Source organism: Candidatus Yanofskybacteria bacterium (assembly GCA_003514055.1).
In the GTDB taxonomy this organism is placed as follows: Bacteria; Patescibacteriota; Minisyncoccia; order 2-02-FULL-40-12; family GWA2-44-9; genus UBA12115.
On record DOSG01000004.1, the window covers coordinates 1 to 15484 of the forward strand.

Here is a 15484-nt window from a genome sequence, read left to right on the forward strand (position 1 = left end):
AGCGTGGCCATTATTTTATTTTATTAACTAATCAATTATTGTCTTAGCCACTCGATTCAGCTCTTCTAAGTTTGCGAATCTAACTACTATTTTACCGCCGCCAGTAGAAGCCTGGATGAGAACCGGCACGCCCAAGGTACGACCAAGATTTTTTTCTAACTCTCCGAATTTGTTCTCTTGCTTGACTCCGGGCTTAGATCTGGCTTTTTCTACCGAAGCAATGCCCTCCACATCTTTCGACGATAGTCCCCCTCCAAGTATCTGATTAAATATGTCGCGCTGCTTTGATTCGTCATTAAAAGCAAGCAATGCTCTGGCGTGGGCTCTAGATATTTTCTCAGCGCGCAGAGCTTCTTTCATATCCTGCGGCAAGCCTAATAATCTAACAGCATTGGCCACCACCTCGCGAGACTTAGAAACTTTTTCGGCAATCTCGTTTTGAGTCAAGCCAAATTCTTTTTGAAATCGGCTATAGGCTTCGGCTTCTTCTATCGGATTAAGATCCTTCCTTTGGACATTTTCTATCATAGCAACTTCTAGTCTTGTTCTGTCTTCATCAAAATCGTCCCTGATTATAACTGGAACGTGAGGCAATCCAGCCTCTCTGGCCGCTCTCAATCTTCTCTCCCCAGCAACAAGATTATAAGAGACCCCAATCCCTCTAGCATTTTCCTCTTCAACTTTCGTAACTAGCAACGGCTGTAATATGCCATACCTGCGAATAGACTTAGCTAATTCTTTTATGCCATCGGCATCAAAATCTCGTCTTGGTTGGTCAGGATTTGCCCTGACCTTATTTATTTCAACATAAAAGACATTCTCCTTTTGTAGCTGAGGTCTTACATCCGTTGAAGCCGGAATCAATGATCCCAATCCCTTGCCTAATCCGAAAAGTTTTTTCATTTAATTAGAATATTTTATTACCTCATCAGCCAATTGCTTGTAGGCCCTGGCCGCTTTTGAATTTGGGTCGAACTGCAATATTGTTTTGCCAAAACTTGGCGCCTCAGCTAAAGAGATGGTCCTAGGTATAATTGCATCAAAAACTCTACCTGGAAAATTTTTAAAAACTTCGTTTACCACCTGACGCGCTAATTGATTCCTCTTATCATACATTGTAAGGGCTACCCCCAATACTTGCAAATCTGGATTAAGGCCAGCTCGAACTAAATCAATCGTTTTTAATAGCTGGCTAAGTCCCTCTAGGGCATAATACTCACACTGCACCGGTATGATAACTCGTTCAGCGGCTACAAGACCATTTATGGTTAGCAATCCGAGAGACGGAGGGCAATCAATCAATATATAATCATAATTAGTTCTCACCGAATTTAAGGCCTTCTTCAGTCTACTCTCCCGCTCCTCCATAGATACCAACTCGACAGTTGCGCCGGCTAGACTCTGAGCAGACGGGAGGACATCGAACCCAAACATAGATGTTCTCTTTATGATGGTCTCCGGATTATGATCGACAACTAGGGCATGGTAGAGGTTAGGATGGCTGTCAGCGACATGTACTCCCAGCCCCACGGTCGCATTAGCCTGAGAATCTAAGTCGACAAGTAGCACATACTTGCCCTGAGCGGCAAGATATGCGGCGAGATTAACAGAGGTAGTAGTCTTACCCACGCCACCTTTCTGATTACAGATTGCTATTACTCTTGCCATTGATCTAATAATATCATCTCGCCTCTTTTTTGCAATTGGCATTAAGGTTGAAAAAAATAGCAAAAATGATAAGATTTGATCTATTGTAGATGGCTTGATAATTAGGTTTCGAATTTACCCGAGTAGGTCTAAACGAACAAGCGTTTAGACGGGAAATAAAAGTTTCCCAGGGCCGACACTCGGTAACAGTTTTTTGATCGAGGCCCTACCGAGCATATTTGCCCGAGTGGCGGAATTGGCATACGCGCACGACTCAAAATCGTGTTTCCTTACGGAATTGTGGGTTCAACTCCCACCTCGGGCACTGAACGAAGTGAAGCGACAGAGAGCAAGTCAAATGTTTGATTTGCGAGTGGGCAGTTAAAAGCCGGAGCTTGTCGCCAAAGGCGACGCGAGGCGGGGTCGCGACTTTTGCGAAGCAAAAAGTTGTGACCAACTCCCACCTCGGGCACATTTTCAAATTAGGACGACCTTAACGGTCGTTTTAATTTACAATCACATTGCGTTTTAATCTTTATTATCCTAAAATCCCTACAGTCTACCCGGGAGGAGATCCATGAGAAGTCCTAGCAAAATGATCCTTCACAACGTGGCGATAGACATCGCAGTGTTGCGACAATTTCTGATAAAATCTCATTATTTCATGAGTTATGATCCCGTCAAAGAGACTGTAAAGTTGTCAGTAAATGATGGCGGCGGAGGCGAAAGCATACTCGAGATACGAGATGCATCGTGGGAGGCCGCACAACGGTTAGCCGAACTACTTGACTTAAAACCGACCGACGATATGCCAAATCCGACGTCTTGGTCTCGATATATCCCAACGCTCAAGATATGCCACGACGGTAGCCCTTTAGCCGATATGATCGAGCAAAAACTTTATAGATCCAAAATCCCTTTCAAGGTCGTTAGAAATTGCCCCGAATTCGAGTTTAGATCAGATGCTAGATATACAATGTCATCATACGACCGGAAAGGCCTAGAGAAGGAGGCTCTCAGACAAATCGAAGAAATCGAGAGGGATTACAAAGAGATCCTCAGCACCAAGCCCTAAGCCGGGGCTTTTTAATTGCGATTAAACATGCTCAGGCAAGCATGGCCTTATTTATTCAACATTACGACATTTTCCAATAATGCCGCGATCATTACTGACCCTACACCACCAGGCACAGGAGTTATTAGCCCAGCTTTAGCCGCAACATCGGCATCAACGTCGCCCGCAGTCTTACCGTTAACCAGACCATATCCAAAATCAATTACCACCGCACCAGACTTAACCATATCCGACTTAATCAAACCCGGCTTCCCTACTCCGGCTATGATTATATCAGCTCCTATCGATATGGTTCCAGGTTCTTTTGTAAATTCATCTATCTCGAAGACCTCTGCCCCATTTGCCTTGAACCACGTAGAAGCCGGCTCACCGACTAGATTACCCATGCCAAAAATAGCCACCTTCTTAGAGTTGGGGGCAATGTTGAATTCTTCTAATATGGCTTTCGCAGCGGCCACTGTAGGCGGTAAAATTTTAGACTTATTCTGCCTGAATAATTCCTTGGCTTGAGTCGACAGAACGTCAACGTCCTTCTCTACGGCTACGGTATCTAACGCCTTCTGGCTCAAAAGTTGACTGGGCAATGGTAACTCGACGAATATACCGCCCACAGAACTGTCATTATTTAATATAATGATCTCTTTCTCTAGATCTTCCTGGCTTGCATCTGCTGGAAGCAACATCGATTTGAAACCAATACCTACGCTTTCGGCGGCCTTTCGTTTTAATTCAACGAACTTTCTCAATCTCTCGTCGTCACCCACAAGGACCGAGGCCAAACTTAAGCTTCGGCTTTCAGCCTCAGCTCTGACTTTCTCCAATATCCTATCGGCAATAAATCTACAATTAATTATCATATTCTCGGCTTGGGAGTGTGGAGATATTGTTTTCTCGAGTACGGGTTGTATTTTCCTTCTGGAAAATCACCCTCTCGCTCGGCGCCGTCGCGCCTGCGCGGGCCTCTCGAAAATAACATCTTCACACTCTATATCTCCAATATCTTCATCAGCTGTTCTGGCTTAGATGGTCCAACTCTGAGTATTTTCGGTTTATTCGAAGTAAAATCGACGACGACGGAAGGGTCGGATTTAGGTAATGTCCCAACGTCCAGAACTAAATCTGGCTTATATTTTCTGCCTTCGAACGTCGAGATAATCTCATCAATATTGTTAGTAGGTTCCTGACCCGAGATATTAGCCGAAGATGACGTCAGCGGATATCCGAACTTGGCCAATATTTTATCGACTAAGGGATGATCAGCAATCCTTATGCCCACCGTTTTCCCGCCAGCAGTAATCTTATTTGGAATTATGTCTCTCTTCTCAAGTACGGCGGTCACCTTGCCCGGCCATATCTTTTCGAGAGTTTTTTCCCAGTTATTTACGTAGGCCATCTCCTTAACCCATTTAATATTTCTAGCCAGTATCGGTATCGGCTTAGACGAATCTCTGCCCTTGATATCGAAAATCTTCTCTACAGCCACGAGGTTTAACGCATTGGCACCGATACCATAAAGAGTGTCGGTCGGATATATTATTACGCCGCCCTTCTTCAAAACTTCCACAGCAAAAGCGATCTCTTCCGAGTAGCCCTTATTTAAATCTATGCGAAGTATTTCCATCTGCTTAGGTTATAATTTATTAAAGATAAAGGCAACAAAAAACAGCCCCGTGGCTGTCGTCTGAGATTTTTTGTTTATGCCGCGACTGCCTCTTGAACATCTTCCGTTTTTTGAGGTCCGGCTTCTACGATTTTCTCGACAATCGCCGGAGCTTGCTTAGCCTTAGCGGCTTCTGCCTTTTTTGTCTTAACAGAAATCTTCACTCTCCAGCTTTGCACTTTTGGAGCATCCCAAATCTTGTAGTTAACCATCAGATTATTCAAAGTAGGCGAAACTTGAGCTCCCTTACTGATCCACGCCATGATCTTTTCCTTCTTGACGGTCAATTTCTTCTGGTGAGGATCGTAAGAACCTAAAAGTTCAAGAGCTTCACCTTTTGGCTTTTTAGTATGCTCGGTCACAACTACTCTAAAGTAGGCCTGACCCTTCTTCCCGACTCGTTGTAATCTAATTATAAGCATGGCTTAGATTCTACCAGATAAAATAAAATCAGGCAAGTACCCGACGGAGTCATTACAATATTCAAATTACCTCAATAAAACGAAGAGGCCCGCACATCTCTGTGCGGGCCAAATGAGCAACTGACCAAAGAACCGATCTGGCAACTGTCAGACCTAGTCGACTCTTGATAATACCCGGCAGCCAGCATTCCACCAAGGCGGACCCGCAGCCAAACCGGCACCGACTTGCCAGCTCTCATCAGAAGAATTCCAACAAACATCCACGGCCCAGACGTTGCTGTCAAGGCCAACCACGTAGAAGATGTTGGCGAAGCCGTTAGTGCAGAGAACGCCGTTCTCGCCGTTGGGCTGACTATTCATCAGTGCCCAGACGTGAGCGAGGTTCACGATCTCTCGCTTCTTTCCAAGCTCGGTTCGGATGGAGGCATCAACAGATGCCTTGATCAGGGTATCGACGGCCAGTGTAGCAGCCTGGACACCTTCCTCGATCTTGCCGAGGAGGACACGCTTGAAGTTGTCGCCGACGAAGCCGATTTTCACTGTGGCCGACTTCGAGGTGTCGACCCTGAAGTGGTCCGCGACCACGAAATGCGGGACGGCGGGCAGGGTCACGGTGGTGATGCGGCGCAGAAGCAAGTTGGCCTTCTTCAGCCAAAGCTTGAACTCCTCGAATCGCGCTGGACCATTCTCGCCAGACAGCTGATCCATCAGTTCTCCAAGCGGTCCCCTCAACGCAGAGACATCGATAGCCATACAACCTCCTTGGGTTGCGCTAGCGGACCATCGGGACGACAGTCATAGCTACCAGATACCGACAAACATCAGAAGCTAATAGCTATGACTGTCTCGCAAGTAATAAATTTAAAGTACTTTTATTATCCTTTAATTATACCACAGATTCGTCTAAATCGCAATAGCAAAAATGGCCTAGGCAAGCCATTTTATTCAAGCAAGCGACGTCTTAATCACTTCAGAGGAAATTGCGATTCTTCCATAATTAAGCGAAGCCTCTCCCATATTCGGTACTCCGCAGGCAAATGAGTCTTTGAAGAGTAAGCCTCATTATATACAAAAACAACAGGTCAAGCGCCGAGCGAAGCAAGGAGGCAAGCGCGGGTTACCTGTTGTTTTTGTTGTATATATAATGAGGCTTACTCAAGAAGATGAATGCAGACGAGGACTGGGACCGAATATGGGAGAGGTGGAGCGCCTACCACCCTTTCTTCTTAAGGGCATCCTCGGCGGCTTTTTGCTGGGCTTCCTGTTTAGATGGACCCTCGCCTTGACCAGTCATCTCTTTGCCCAGGAATACCCCAACTTTGAAACTACGAGCGTGATCTGGGCCCCACTCCTCTATAACTTCATACGTTGGAGTTACGCTCATTTTCTCCTGAGCCTTCTCTTGGAATAGGCTTTTAGCATCGCGATACAACTCGTTTTCGATAATATGAGACAGCTCCTTTATCACAAACTTATGTATAAAAGCACTTGCCGCGGCATAGCCACGATCCAGATATATGGCACCAATAAGGGCCTCCATGGCATTGGCTAATATGTATTGCCTAGCCCGACCAGTATCTTTGGCCTCACCACGAGATAGCAGCATAAACGCATTTAGATCGAATTCCAATGCAATCTTGGAAAGCATATTCGCATTCACAAGAGAAGCTCTCCAATTAGTCATCTCCCCCTCTGGATTGGGATAGGTATTGTATAAATACTCAGTTATCACCAACTCCAAGACTGCGTCACCCAAAAATTCCAGACGTTCATTGTGGTCTAGGCGCCATTTAGGATTTTCGTTTATATATGATCGATGAGTAAGGGCCTGCAGTAGCAAGTCCTTATCTTCAAACTCTCCGCCAATATTTTTCTCTAGCACAGAAACGTCTACGTCCGACATCTTTAAAAAATAACCATGAGTTATGAACTACGAAATATTTTTTCATAATCCCTAATCCATGGTTAGTGCAAATATCTATAAAATTCTACTGTTCTAGCTCTGCCTCACTTACCTCCTCCGTTGAAATCGCCTCTACGGCTTTAGCGTTATCATCGGTAACTTCATCTTCCTTCTTGTCCTTAGCTTTTGGAGCATCATCTTTCCCCGGTTCACCAATTTCCCTATATATTGTTCCCAGAACTCCGTTCACGAATTTACTGGAAGAATCGCCACCGAAAGATTTGGCCAACTCAATTGATTCGTTAATAGCTACCTTAGGTGGAACCTCGTCCCTATTACCAAAGAGAAGCTCATAAAGACCAAGCCTTAGGACATTTCTATCAATCGCAGCAATCTGAGCTAAGGGCCATTGAGGCGCTGCCTTTTCTATGATCTTATCAATCTCAGCCATATGTTCAACCACGCCATTAACAAGCTGATAGATGAAAGCTGGGTCCTCTAAACCAGAAGCAAATTCTTTTACATTTCTGTCGGTTACTTCTAGTAAATTACCCTCTTTTTGCCCCTTAAAATCCCACTCATAGAGCGACTGCATTGCCACCGATCTTGATAGGTGTCTTGAAGCCATTAATTAATGAGAATGTTTCTTCTCTTTCTTTTTTAGTTCTTTTGCAAGCACATTAACTACTTCCTTGCCCTTATAGAAACCGCAAAACTTACACACGGTGTGGGGCATAACAGACTTCTTGCAATGAGGACAAATTGTCATTTTTTTGACCTTAAGGGCCAGATGGCTCCTGCGCCTTTTCTGCTTACCCTTGGCCATGTGATGTCTAGGTAGTGCCATATTTTTGATGAATTAACAGAAGATACTTTAACATACAATTTAGATAAATGCAAAGCATCGGGCCGATACGTCGTTATCAACAGTTGTGGCAAAAATCTCGAGTGCTAGAATTAGTTAATAATTGGATTTGAAAAATATAAAACCAGAAAATAAAAACTGGGTGTTAATTTATGCGTCTAACCCACCTTCATCTACATTCACACTATTCTCTACTCGACGGGCTATCTCGTATTGATGAGATAGTTAATCGCGCGAAAGAGCTTAATATGCCGGCTATCGGCCTAACCGATCACGGCGTAATGTACGGCGCAATTGAGTTCTACAAAAAAGCCAAGAAAGCGGGAATTAAACCATTAATTGGATGTGAGATATACATAGCCGAGAATGGCATGCGCGACAAGAGAGCTGGTATAGATGATAAGCGCTATCACCTTCTCCTCATCGCCGAGAATAACGTCGGCTACAAGAATTTAATAAAAATTGTTAGCGCCGCCCATCTGGACGGTTTTTACTACAAACCTCGCGTAGATAAAGAGCTTCTAAGAAAATATTCTGAAGGTATAATCGCTTGTTCGGCCTGTCTGGCCGGAGAAGTTTCCCGCGCCATCATGGCTAAAAATTATGCCAAGGCGAAAGATATAGCCCTAGAATACCAGCAAATATTTGGAGTCAATAATTACTTTCTAGAGATCCAACAGCACCCCCACATTGAAGATCAAAATATCGTAACGCCTCAGATAATCAAGCTAGCCAAAGAGCTGAATATCCCCATGGTTGCGACCCAAGATAGCCACTATGCGAAATCCGACGATGCTCACGCTCACGATGTTTTATTAGCCGTACAAACTGGCAACAGCTTAGACGACAAGGACCGCATGACAATGAGAGATGACAATTTCTCGATTTTAAGCGTCGAAGAAATGTTTGAGAAGTTTAAGCCCCTCGGAGAAGATATAATTCTCGAAGCATTTGAGAATACGTGCAAAATAGCCGACAGATGTAACGTCGAGATATCGCTCGGCAAAACCCTACTCCCCAATTTCCCACTACCCGAAGGCTATGCCGATGACATGACCTTTTTGCGTAAACTAGCGGAAGAAGGACTAGAGAGGAGATTCGGCTCAGGAATAACTAAAGAAATACGCGAAAGATTTGAGTACGAGATGGGAGTTATTGCTCAAACAGGCTTTGCCTCATATTTTTTAATCGTTCAGGACTTTGTTAACTGGGCAAAATCTAATGGAATAGTAGTTGGCCCTGGCAGAGGCTCGGCGGCTGGTAGCTTGGTGGCCTACCTATTGAATATAACTAATATTGATCCCCTAAAGTACAATCTACTATTTGAAAGATTTTTGAATCCGGAGCGTATATCCATGCCGGATATCGACATGGATTTTGATGACGCTCGACGCGACGAAGTCTTGGCTTACGTAGGCCAAAAATACGGCAAAGACCATGTAGCCCAGATTATAACCTTTGGAACTATGGCTGCTCGAGGTAGCATCCGAGATGCCGGCAGAGCTCTCGGATTCTCTTATGATTTTTGCGACCAAATCGCAAAACTGATCCCCATAGCGGTGAACACTGACAAAACTGGACATCTTAAAAAATCGCTCGAGACGGTCGCCGAACTTAAAAATCTTTACGACACCAATCCGGATGCAAAAGCTCTTATCGACGCCGCATCCAAGCTAGAGGGTGTCGCTAGACACTCATCTACCCATGCCTGCGCCGTAGTTATAACCCCAGAACCCCTAACCGAATATCTGCCACTTCAAAATGGTACTAATGACGGCGATATAATCACTCAATATGAGATGCATGCGGTAGAAGATTTGGGCCTATTAAAAATGGACTTTCTCGGATTGGCCAACCTGACTATAATCCAAAATACTTTAGAACTAGTAAAAAAGAATTACGGCACCGAGATAAACATAGACAATCTTCCCCTCGACGACAAAAAAACATTCAAACTTCTGCAACAAGCCCAAACAACCGGAGTATTTCAACTCGAAAGCTCGGGCATGAAGCGCTACCTAAGAGAGCTAAAGCCAAGCGAGATTGAAGATATAATCGCCATGGTTTCTCTATATCGTCCTGGCCCTATGGATTTAATTCCCGACTACATCGCCCGCAAAAACGGTAAAAAAAGAACCGAGTATCTGCATCCGAGTCTAGCTCCGGTACTAAAAAACACTTATGGGATTATGGTCTATCAAGAACAGCTAATTGAAGCCGTCCGTGTTCTAGCTGGATTTAGTCGCGCTGAAGCCGATGTGTTAAGAAAAGCAGTCGGAAAAAAGATTAAGAAACTATTAGACGAGCAAGAAGGCAAATTCAAAGAAGGCGCAGCTAAGATGGGTACGCCCAAAAATATAGCTGACGAATTTTGGTCGTTAGTTGAACCGTTCAATAGATACGCCTTCAATAGGTCTCATGCCGCTTGCTATGCTACCATCGCTTATCAAACCGCATACTTGAAAGCAAATTATCCATATGAATTTATGGCCGCCTTCATGAATAGTGAGACTGGTGACGTCGAGAGAATAGCCTTCTTAATCGAAGAATGTAAACATATGGGGATCGAGGTTCTGTCGCCAGATATAAATCAGAGCTTTGAACGCTTTGCCGTAATAAACCCCAGCGTAGCTCCCGCGATTAGATTTGGGTTAACTGCAGTAAAAAATGTGGGAGAGAATGTCGTATCTGCCATTATCCACGAGAGAGAAGTCCATGGATCATTCAAAGATCTCGAAGATCTCATATCCAGAATCGCTAATCGTGACTTAAATAAAAAATCTATGGAAAGCTTAATTAAATGCGGCGCCTTAGATGCGTTTGGAGAAAGGAATATGCTACTTGCGAACACCGATTCGCTTTTAATATATGCCAGAGAGAAGCAAAAGCATCGATCCACGGGCCAAATCAGCTTATTCGGCGGATCAAGCGAGGTTTCTATGCCACCGCTAAGGTTACTCACCGCTGAACCAGTTCAACGCTGGGAGAAATTAATGTGGGAGAAAGAATTATTGGGACTATTTGTCTCCGATCATCCGCTCAACGAATATCAGACTCAGCTTACGCTAGAGAAAGTTACTCAAATAAAAGATTTAAATGCCCGAGCCGGAACCGTACGCGTTGGCGGCATAATTACAAAAACACAGAAAATAGTAACCAAGACCGGAAAACCGATGCTATTCTCGTGGATAGAAGATATCGGCGCGAAGATAGAAGTAGTCGTTTTCCCAAATGTTCTAGAAAGATATCCAGACACATGGAAAGAGAACTCTATCATTATCGCAACAGGCAAAATCAACGACCGCGATGGATCACTCAAGTTATTATGTGACAATGTTAAATGCCTGGCGTCGTTAGCATAAATAAACGCTCCGCCTCTCCCAAATTCGGTCCCAGTCCTCGTCTGCATTCATCTTCAGGTAACCCGCGCTTGCCTCCTCGCTTCGCTCGGCGCTTGACCTGTTGTTTTTGTATATAATGAGGCTTACTCTTCAAAGACTCATTTGCCTGCGGAGTATCGAATATTAGGCGAGGCTTCGCTTGATCTAAAAACAATGGCGGTCTTTTTCTTTTAGGCGGAAAAGACCGCCATTAAATTCTCAGAAGGAAATAAAAAAGCCTGGTAGCTGGGGCGGCCTCACTGCCGCCCCAGCTACCAGGACTACGATCTGGACTCCTGCCTGGTCAATCCCACGCTGAGCATCTTTCGCGATCGGACGACGCCCACCACGCACCAGATCACGAAGATCACCATCGCGATTGGCAATACCAGAGACAAGACACCAGGGACGAACAAAATGGGTTCCATTCTTCCTCTCCCTTCTACGCGAAGTAAACGCGGTGGCAGTGTGGACACTGCCCGCCACCTTGGCCAGCCTCGAACAGTTCACCACAGTGATCGCAGCGACGCTTGCCCCTGCGATGGATGACAACGCCAGCAATAGCCGCGCCAACCGCCACCACCCCGGCCGCAACCCCCACGACTACCTTCTTCTCTTTCTCGGTCATTCGGCCTTCTCCTGATTAGGGCTTAACTCGCGCGTATACACAAATGCAAATCCTTCAGGGCCATCACGATTGCTTTTATATGAACAGCTCTGACAGCTGAACTCACACTGCACGATATATTGTTTATGCTGATCTTCACTTTTCTCAACCTTAAAGATCGGCTCTCTTCTCATGGGCTTGCCACATTTTGGGCAATTAGGCTTACTTAACCAAAAGCCTACTAAGCCACCCAGCAACCTGAACGCTAGAAACCCAATTGCGATCAAACCAATCCAACCAATTACGTGGATAATCTGGTCCATACTACCTCCAATACAAAGAGCTTAATCTGTATATCATAAAATAGCATACTCGTCAATACCTTCATTTAAAACTCCCTCTTTGCTATCATGTAGAGATATGAAACATCCCATAGAAACAATCCGACATACGCTCGCCCACGTCATGGCTGCGGCTGTCCAACAAATGTATTCCGACACGAAGTTCGGTATAGGTCCCATCGTAGAAAATGGTTTTTATTATGATTTTGACTCTACTCATAAGTTTACCGAAACAGATTTTGTCGAGATAGAGAAAAGGATGGTCGCAATTATCGACAGCGGCATTCTCGTCGAGCACCTGTACATACCCGCAGACGAAGCGATAAAACGATACAAGGATGATGGCCAAGATTACAAAGTAGAAATCCTCGAAGAAATCAAAAATGGAGAACGACAAGCCATAACCGAAGCCGATATCGAACAACAAAAGGATGGGCAGATTAGCTTTTATAAAGTCGGCCAATTTATGGATCTATGCAAAGGTCCTCACGTTGAAAAAACTAATGATTTGCCCAAAGACGGATTTAAACTGACCAAAATCGCTGGAGCATATTGGCGTGGCAGCGAAAAGAATAAGATGATGACTCGCCTATACGCCGTCGCCTTTGAGGACAAAGACGCGCTAGGCAACTATTTAGCTCGACTCGAAGAAGCAGAAAAAAGAGATCATAAAAAGCTTGGTAAAGAATTAGGCCTATTTGCTTTCAGCCCCCTAGTCGGACCTGGTCTACCCTTATTATTGCCTCGTGGAGCCAGAGTACGCACGGAACTAGAGAATTTCATTAGAGCTGAAAAAGAAAAGAGAGGCTATAGCTTCGTAGCCATTCCCCACATCGCCAAAACTGATCTCTATATTAAGAGCGGGCACATGGGTAAATACGACGCCATGATGCCAGTCATGACCGACCAAGAAGGTAGCACCTACGTCATGAAAGCTATGAATTGTCCTCACCATTTTGAGATATACAATGCTCAACCTCATAGCTATCGAGATCTGCCGTATCGCATTGCCGAGAATACCACTGTCTACAGAAATGAGAAAAGCGGTGAACTGTCTGGTCTAACCAGAGTCAAGTCTATTACCCAAGACGACACCCACCACTTCGTACGTCATGATCAGATAGAAAGTGAAATTGAAATGATCTTGGGACTAATGACTACAGTTTTTAACATCTTTAAATTTGATAATTTCAGAGTTCAGATTTCTGTCCGCGATCCAAAGAACAAAGAAAAATATTTCGGAGACAATGAGCTTTGGAATAAATCGGAAAACATCCTCATAAATGCGGCTAAGAATTGGGGCAAGCCCTATTCTATCCAAGAAGGAGAAGCCGCTTTCTACGGTCCCAAGATAGACATCATGGTCAAAGATTCTATTGGCAGAGAATGGCAGCTCACCACCGTGCAATTGGACTTCAATCAGCCCGAGAATTTCGACATGACTTACGTTGCCCACGATGGCTCCAAGCAACGACCAGCCGTTCTGCATGTAGCCATATTTGGATCGCTAGAAAGATTTATGGGTATACTAATCGAGCATTATGCCGGAGCTTTCCCGACTTGGCTATCACCAGTGCAAGCAACCATAATCCCCATAAGCGAAAAACAAAAAGATTTTGCTCAAAAAGTATACAACGACTTAATCGCCGCTGGAGTCCGCGCCGAGATCAGCGATGCCAACGATACTTTAGGTAAAAGAATCCGCGAAGCTGAGATGCAGAAAGTCCCCTATTTATTAGTCGTCGGCGATAAAGAGATTGCCGCCGAAGCGGTCGCCGTCCGCCAGCGTGGCAAAGGCGATATTGGCCAAGTTAAAATCGCCGAATTCACAAAGCAGATCACTGAGGAAATTAAGAATAAGATATAATCAAAAACGCCGCTTCAAATCTGAAGCGGCGTTTTATTTTAAATAAAAACCGCATTAAGCGGTTGTTTTTTTCTCTACCAAGTAACGGTCAGCTCAACCCCATAGACCAATTGATCAATTTGGTCCACCTGACGTGCCTTGTGGTTGACTTCTGAGATCGTGAATCTAAGCCCAGCATAACGTTTTCTAGATTCTACGAATTCTGCCAATCTCTTATTCAATATTGCCAGGATTCTCTCGTCTCGTGCCATGGTTATGTACCTATCTATTTTATCCCCATTAGTCGGAGAGTTCACCAGCAAAACCAGCGAGTGGGTCTGGCTGGATACCCCGCTAGACCTCTTGGCGCCTCTTATGATAGCTCCTTCCAGGTCTCTCATGATGCGGGCATTATTCGTAAGCGCCAGAAAGATTCCTCTGGCCACTCCCTCAACAATGGGCCTTGTTTCTTCTAACCACTTGATTCTTTCTTTTTCGCGTTTTGCCTGAGCAGAGTTCTGGGCTTCAATAATCATTTGCCTAAAAGGCTTAGTCGTGGCCATACTGGTGCTCCTTGCATGAAACGTGCTGAGGTGATATTAATATATTTGCGATGGATGTCAAGAAGAGGCCTAAAATTGTAGTCATACTCGGACCGACGGCTTCGGGTAAGTCGGATCTCGCCATTAAAATGGCGCGCCATTTTAATGGCGAGATTATATCCGCCGACAGCCGACAGGTTTATAGGGGCATGAACATTGGTACCGGCAAGGTCACCAAGAAAGAACAAAAACTAGTCAAGCATCACCTAATCGATATTGCATCGCCTAAAAAAGAATTCAACGTATCGGATTTTCAAAAGCTTAGCGGTAAAACTATAAGCGAAATTATCTCTCGCGGTAAGTTGCCTATAGTCTGTGGCGGAACTGGTTTTTGGATCGACGCCCTAGCTTATAACACTTCCCTGCCAAATGTTCCGCCAAACAAAAAATTGCGTGCGAAACTTGAGAAACAAACAGCGGAACAGTTATTCAAACAGCTGGCCAGGCTAGATCCTCAAAGATCTAAGAACATTGATAAGCACAACAAATATCGCCTAACTAGGGCCCTAGAAATTATATTCGCCACCGGGAAGCCGGTGCCACCAGTTAAGTCTCACGGATCAGCCTATGAGATTATCTGGCTTGGCATCACCTGGCCCAAGAAGATACTCACTGAGCGCATAAAAATACGCCTAGACAAGCGCTTGAGACAAGGGCTGGTCAGTGAGATTAAAAAGCTTTCTGCCGCTGGCCTGAGCCATAAACGCCTCTTTAGTTTTGGATTGGAATATCGCTGGATTTCGGAATACCTCCAAGGCAAGACAAGTCGCCAAGAAATGGCCGAAGGGCTATATAGAGATATCATAAAATTCTCAAAGAGACAGGCGACTTGGTTTAAGAGAAATAAGGATATAGCTTGGATCAATCCTAAAAAACAAAACCAGGCCTTCGGCCTGGTTAAGAAATTCCTACATTCTTAGCTCGCTGTGTGGATCAGTCTCTTCAGCGCCTTTCGCGGGTTCAGATCCGTCTCTTTGTCTTCTAAGGTCTTCTTGCCTAAGCCTTAATGCGTCGGCCTCTCTCTCCTTAGCAAGCACCCCTTCCCTGGATTGGATATCGGCAAATCTTTTTGCCGTCGACTGATCCCCACCTCTTACTGATTCCCAATTAACTAATTTTGCGAGAAATTTAAACAT

At 44.7% G+C, this 15484-nt stretch carries 17 protein-coding genes and 1 tRNA gene; 5 read left to right on the plus strand and 13 right to left on the minus strand.

Translation table 11 applies throughout. The features are described 5' to 3' along the window. Positions 1 to 27: 27 nt before the first annotated feature. Positions 28 to 903 carry a chromosome partitioning protein ParB gene (locus DEG18_01760; GenBank protein HBX58312.1) on the minus strand — a complete coding sequence of 292 codons (876 nt, stop codon included), beginning with the start codon at positions 901 to 903 and terminating at the stop codon, positions 28 to 30. Then, positions 904 to 1668 (minus strand): hypothetical protein, encoded by a 765-nt coding sequence (locus DEG18_01765; GenBank protein HBX58313.1) that lies wholly within the window; start codon positions 1666 to 1668, stop codon positions 904 to 906. Positions 1669 to 1888: 220 nt separating this feature from the next. Between DEG18_01765 and DEG18_01770 the strand changes: the two genes are divergently transcribed. Both DEG18_01770 and DEG18_01775 read left to right on the plus strand, forming a co-directional pair. Beyond that, a tRNA-Leu gene (locus DEG18_01770) sits at positions 1889 to 1972 on the plus strand. A 252-nt stretch (positions 1973 to 2224) separates the two neighbouring features. Further along, positions 2225 to 2722 (plus strand): hypothetical protein, encoded by a 498-nt coding sequence (locus DEG18_01775; GenBank protein ID HBX58314.1) that lies wholly within the window; start codon positions 2225 to 2227, stop codon positions 2720 to 2722. 47 nt (positions 2723 to 2769) lie between these two features. Here the strand turns inward: DEG18_01775 and DEG18_01780 are convergent, their stop codons facing one another. The 7 genes from DEG18_01780 to DEG18_01810 all read right to left on the minus strand — a co-directional run bounded on the left by DEG18_01780 (position 2770) and on the right by DEG18_01810 (position 7554). After that, complete coding sequence (locus tag DEG18_01780) at positions 2770 to 3579, minus strand: bifunctional 5,10-methylene-tetrahydrofolate dehydrogenase/5,10-methylene-tetrahydrofolate cyclohydrolase (GenBank protein HBX58315.1); 810 nt, start codon at positions 3577 to 3579, stop codon at positions 2770 to 2772. A gap of 128 nt (positions 3580 to 3707) precedes the next feature. Next, on the minus strand, positions 3708 to 4343 hold the full coding sequence (locus DEG18_01785; protein ID HBX58316.1) for a threonylcarbamoyl-AMP synthase: 636 nt from the start codon (positions 4341 to 4343) through the stop codon (positions 3708 to 3710). Positions 4344 to 4417: 74 nt separating this feature from the next. Then, the gene (gene rpsP / locus DEG18_01790; protein ID HBX58317.1) at positions 4418 to 4804 is read right to left on the minus strand and encodes a 30S ribosomal protein S16; all 387 of its coding nucleotides are present in this window, start codon (positions 4802 to 4804) and stop codon (positions 4418 to 4420) included. A gap of 153 nt (positions 4805 to 4957) precedes the next feature. Then, a complete protein-coding gene (locus tag DEG18_01795) occupies positions 4958 to 5557 on the minus strand; it encodes a hypothetical protein (protein ID HBX58318.1) in 600 nt (199 codons plus the stop codon). Between the two features lie 457 nt (positions 5558 to 6014). After that, positions 6015 to 6707, minus strand: coding sequence for a ribonuclease III (gene rnc, locus DEG18_01800; protein HBX58319.1), 693 nt, complete (start codon positions 6705 to 6707; stop codon positions 6015 to 6017). Positions 6708 to 6792: 85 nt separating this feature from the next. Continuing rightward, complete coding sequence (gene nusB, locus DEG18_01805) at positions 6793 to 7335, minus strand: transcription antitermination factor NusB (protein ID HBX58320.1); 543 nt, start codon at positions 7333 to 7335, stop codon at positions 6793 to 6795. 3 nt (positions 7336 to 7338) lie between these two features. Beyond that, on the minus strand, positions 7339 to 7554 hold the full coding sequence (locus DEG18_01810; GenBank protein ID HBX58321.1) for a 50S ribosomal protein L32: 216 nt from the start codon (positions 7552 to 7554) through the stop codon (positions 7339 to 7341). Positions 7555 to 7724: 170 nt separating this feature from the next. Here DEG18_01810 and DEG18_01815 point away from each other — a divergent pair, with 170 nt between their 5' ends. Continuing rightward, positions 7725 to 10934 (plus strand): DNA polymerase III subunit alpha, encoded by a 3210-nt coding sequence (locus tag DEG18_01815; protein HBX58322.1) that lies wholly within the window; start codon positions 7725 to 7727, stop codon positions 10932 to 10934. Positions 10935 to 11394: 460 nt separating this feature from the next. Here the strand turns inward: DEG18_01815 and DEG18_01820 are convergent, their stop codons facing one another. Together DEG18_01820 and DEG18_01825 are read right to left on the minus strand one after the other, a co-directional pair. Then, positions 11395 to 11580 carry a hypothetical protein gene (locus DEG18_01820; protein HBX58323.1) on the minus strand — a complete coding sequence of 62 codons (186 nt, stop codon included), beginning with the start codon at positions 11578 to 11580 and terminating at the stop codon, positions 11395 to 11397. After that, a complete protein-coding gene (locus DEG18_01825) occupies positions 11577 to 11882 on the minus strand; it encodes a hypothetical protein (GenBank protein HBX58324.1) in 306 nt (101 codons plus the stop codon). The genes DEG18_01820 and DEG18_01825 overlap by 4 nt, the downstream gene beginning before the upstream one ends. 97 nt (positions 11883 to 11979) lie before the next feature. Here DEG18_01825 and DEG18_01830 point away from each other — a divergent pair, with 97 nt between their 5' ends. After that, positions 11980 to 13767, plus strand: a complete 1788-nt coding sequence (locus tag DEG18_01830; protein ID HBX58325.1) for a threonine--tRNA ligase — start codon at positions 11980 to 11982, stop codon at positions 13765 to 13767. Between the two features lie 74 nt (positions 13768 to 13841). Here the strand turns inward: DEG18_01830 and DEG18_01835 are convergent, their stop codons facing one another. Further along, a complete protein-coding gene (locus tag DEG18_01835) occupies positions 13842 to 14309 on the minus strand; it encodes a hypothetical protein (protein HBX58326.1) in 468 nt (155 codons plus the stop codon). A 50-nt stretch (positions 14310 to 14359) separates the two neighbouring features. Here DEG18_01835 and DEG18_01840 point away from each other — a divergent pair, with 50 nt between their 5' ends. Beyond that, on the plus strand, positions 14360 to 15268 hold the full coding sequence (locus tag DEG18_01840; protein HBX58327.1) for a tRNA (adenosine(37)-N6)-dimethylallyltransferase MiaA: 909 nt from the start codon (positions 14360 to 14362) through the stop codon (positions 15266 to 15268). On the opposite strand, the gene DEG18_01845 is transcribed toward DEG18_01840, so the two are convergent. After that, positions 15257 to 15484 (minus strand): hypothetical protein, encoded by a 228-nt coding sequence (locus DEG18_01845; protein ID HBX58328.1) that lies wholly within the window; start codon positions 15482 to 15484, stop codon positions 15257 to 15259. The genes DEG18_01840 and DEG18_01845 overlap by 12 nt on opposite strands.

Excerpts from the sequence above, each read along its gene's own strand:
- DEG18_01760 (HBX58312.1), bottom strand. The coding sequence starts at position 903 with ATGAAAAAACTTTTCGGATTAGGCAAGGGATTGGGATCATTGATTCCG.
- DEG18_01775 (HBX58314.1), top strand. The coding sequence starts at position 2,225 with ATGAGAAGTCCTAGCAAAATGATCCTTCACAACGTGGCGATAGACATC.
- DEG18_01835 (HBX58326.1), bottom strand. The coding sequence starts at position 14,309 with ATGGCCACGACTAAGCCTTTTAGGCAAATGATTATTGAAGCCCAGAAC.
- DEG18_01820 (HBX58323.1), bottom strand. The coding sequence starts at position 11,580 with ATGACCGAGAAAGAGAAGAAGGTAGTCGTGGGGGTTGCGGCCGGGGTG.
- DEG18_01825 (HBX58324.1), bottom strand. The coding sequence starts at position 11,882 with ATGGACCAGATTATCCACGTAATTGGTTGGATTGGTTTGATCGCAATT.
- DEG18_01785 (HBX58316.1), bottom strand. The coding sequence starts at position 4,343 with ATGGAAATACTTCGCATAGATTTAAATAAGGGCTACTCGGAAGAGATC.
- DEG18_01830 (HBX58325.1), top strand. The coding sequence starts at position 11,980 with ATGAAACATCCCATAGAAACAATCCGACATACGCTCGCCCACGTCATG.
- nusB (HBX58320.1), bottom strand. The coding sequence starts at position 7,335 with ATGGCTTCAAGACACCTATCAAGATCGGTGGCAATGCAGTCGCTCTAT.
- DEG18_01810 (HBX58321.1), bottom strand. The coding sequence starts at position 7,554 with ATGGCACTACCTAGACATCACATGGCCAAGGGTAAGCAGAAAAGGCGC.
- DEG18_01765 (HBX58313.1), bottom strand. The coding sequence starts at position 1,668 with ATGGCAAGAGTAATAGCAATCTGTAATCAGAAAGGTGGCGTGGGTAAG.
- DEG18_01845 (HBX58328.1), bottom strand. The coding sequence starts at position 15,484 with ATGTTTAAATTTCTCGCAAAATTAGTTAATTGGGAATCAGTAAGAGGT.
- DEG18_01840 (HBX58327.1), top strand. The coding sequence starts at position 14,360 with ATGGATGTCAAGAAGAGGCCTAAAATTGTAGTCATACTCGGACCGACG.
- DEG18_01815 (HBX58322.1), top strand. The coding sequence starts at position 7,725 with ATGCGTCTAACCCACCTTCATCTACATTCACACTATTCTCTACTCGAC.
- rpsP (HBX58317.1), bottom strand. The coding sequence starts at position 4,804 with ATGCTTATAATTAGATTACAACGAGTCGGGAAGAAGGGTCAGGCCTAC.
- DEG18_01795 (HBX58318.1), bottom strand. The coding sequence starts at position 5,557 with ATGGCTATCGATGTCTCTGCGTTGAGGGGACCGCTTGGAGAACTGATG.
- rnc (HBX58319.1), bottom strand. The coding sequence starts at position 6,707 with ATGTCGGACGTAGACGTTTCTGTGCTAGAGAAAAATATTGGCGGAGAG.
- DEG18_01780 (HBX58315.1), bottom strand. The coding sequence starts at position 3,579 with ATGATAATTAATTGTAGATTTATTGCCGATAGGATATTGGAGAAAGTC.